Source organism: Actinomadura fibrosa (assembly GCF_900659615.1).
GTDB lineage: Bacteria > Actinomycetota > Actinomycetes > Streptosporangiales > Streptosporangiaceae > Spirillospora > Spirillospora fibrosa.
Genome location: NZ_CAACUY010000511.1, coordinates 1 through 2,155 on the forward strand (window position 1 = coordinate 1; position 2,155 = coordinate 2,155).

At 72.9% G+C, this 2,155-nt stretch carries 4 protein-coding genes; 2 read left to right on the forward strand and 2 right to left on the reverse strand.

Features of this window, described 5'->3' with window-relative positions; genetic code table 11:
- The coding region (locus E1300_RS49205; protein ID WP_207400456.1) for a hypothetical protein at nt 1-192 on the reverse strand (192 nt) is incomplete at its 3' end.
- A 522-nt stretch (nt 193-714) separates the two neighbouring features.
- Here E1300_RS49205 and E1300_RS49210 point away from each other — a divergent pair.
- Nucleotides 715-1,065: a hypothetical protein gene (locus E1300_RS49210; RefSeq protein WP_131764114.1), complete on the forward strand. Its 351-nt coding sequence runs from the start codon at nt 715-717 to the stop codon at nt 1,063-1,065.
- 3 nt (nt 1,066-1,068) lie between these two features.
- Nucleotides 1,069-1,881, forward strand: coding sequence for an STAS domain-containing protein (locus tag E1300_RS49215; RefSeq protein ID WP_131764115.1), 813 nt, complete (start codon nt 1,069-1,071; stop codon nt 1,879-1,881).
- A 76-nt stretch (nt 1,882-1,957) separates the two neighbouring features.
- Here the strand turns inward: E1300_RS49215 and E1300_RS51140 are convergent.
- Nucleotides 1,958-2,155, reverse strand: a 198-nt coding sequence (locus E1300_RS51140; protein WP_165503362.1) for a hypothetical protein, incomplete at its 5' end; no start/stop codon positions are given.

The following is a 2,155-nucleotide window of genomic DNA, read 5'->3' on the forward strand; positions in this document are numbered from 1 at the left end:
GGAGATCAGGCCGCGCAGGTCGCCGTAGCCGTCCCCGTTGGAGTCGGCGAATCCCCGCACCGACACCTCGTAGAACACCGCCGTCTTGAACCAGTGCGGCTGGCGCGGTGTCTCCTTGCTGAACGGGTCCGCGACCGGTGCGGCGACCGGGGTCGCGGGCGGTGCGGTGGACGGCTTCGACTGGACGTGCATGGGCCACCCCGGGGTGCGTTGAAAGGTATCTAGATCAGCAATTCCCGTCCGTGCCGCCCGCGGCGTCCGCGCCAGGCAAGCATCCGCAAAAATCTCCGTACGGTGCGTGACGGGTGCGCTTCCCGGGGCACCGCCCGGTCCCGGTTCGCCGGATCCCGGACCTAAACGGGCTGGTAGATCCCTCAGTGGGACGTGCGCGTCCGGGTGGGTCGCGCGGGTCGGAATCAGGTAATCCGCCGGTCGAGTGCGGGCAGCGCGCGGGAAAGTCGCGCAAATTCGCGGTGTTCCCCGGTCGTGTCGCTGGCGCCGCCGCGCGCCGTGCTTGCCGCGCGACGGCTGTGTCATGTCCGTGTTTTTAGCTTCGCCGCTTTTTCTGGCGGAGGGCCCGGGTAGGTCATTTCCAAGCTCAAAGCCTGCCAGCAGGCGGTCAATGACGTTATCGGCGGAAATCCGCCGATGCGGAGCCTAGGGACGGGGGATGTCCCGTCCAGAGCGATCGGAGGGACAGTGGAGCGCTGGGAGATGTCGCCATCGGTCGTACCGGGGCGCGAGGACCTCGTGGCGCGGCTGCGCGTTCGCTTCGCCGAGATCCCGGCTGAGCGCGTTCGCCGCTGCGTGGACGACCTGTGGTGCTGCTGCACCCACCTCGGCGTGCGCCCCGAGGAACGGACCATCGAGCGCCTCGCGGCGTCCCGGCTGATGGGCGTGATGCGGGGCCGGCCCCCCTATCCGGACAGGGCCTACCCGGACAGGGCCTACCCGGACGGTGGGCGCCCGCCCCATCCCGACGGGGGCCGGACGGCCAGACCGCCCGGCCGCACCGCTCCGTCCAGGAAGGCCCGCGCGGCCGCCCCAACTCCGATCGGGATGTGACAGATGAGAGACACCACCGTGCCGGGCCTGGAGATCGCGACCCGGCGAGGCTTCATCGTGCTGAGCCTCCCCGCGCAGATCAGCTGGCAGAACTACGCGGGCATCCGGGAGGGGGTGTGCCGGGCGCTGTCGCTCGCCGCGGCGCCGGGGCGGCGGCGGACGGGCGTCGTCGTCGACTTCGGCGACTCGATCCTGCTCGACGCGGCGGGCCTCGTCCTGCTGGCCCGGACCGAGACCCGCGCGCAGCTCCTCGGCTGCCCGCTCCGCGCCGTGGTGCCCGCCCTCGCCGGGCCGGTGCGGCGCGCCCTGCACCTCACCGGGCTCGCGCAGGTCGTCCCGGTGTTCCCGGACGTGGACGCGGCGACGGCCGCGCCGCCGCCCGAGGACCGCGCGGCCGGCGTGGACACCACGCACGTCCTGGACGCGATCCGCGCGATGCATCCCGGTGACGCGGGACTGTCCCTCGCCCCCGCGTCCGCCTCCGAGTTAAGGATCACCACGACGGCGGCCGGGGACGGCGACCACACGGTCGTCGACCTGTCCGGCGTGCTCGACCAGACGACGGTGCGGCGGCTCGGCGAGACGCTCACCACCCTGGTCGAGGACAACCTCCGCCACCTGATGGTCCGGATGAACGACAGGCTCGGCCTGCGCTGCGACCCGCTGCCGATCCTGCTCGGCATCCGCTGGCGCGTGGCGGCCGAGGGCGGCTGCCTGTCGCTGCTGGAGCTGCCGGCCCGGCTCCGCGAGATCATCGACCGCGAGGGGCTCGGCTCCGTCTTCACGCCGTGCCGTCCCGCCGCCGGCCCCGCCTGAGCCGCTCCGTCACCGGGCGCGCCCGACCGGTTCCGCTCGAACGGGGCTCCGCCTGGCCGGCTCTCGGATCCGCCGGTCAGCGCGTACCTCTCGTCCGGTCCCGGTGCCGCGCTCCCGCTCCGTCCGCCTGGGCTCCGCGCGTCCCGCCCCGCACGCCTTCGCCGTCCGCCTGGATCGTGAAGATGTGCGCCGGCTGGACGTGGGGGTCCAGGCGGACGTAGTTGTGCTGGTGCCAGGTGTAGGTGGTGCCGGTGAGCTGGTCGGTGACGGTGAA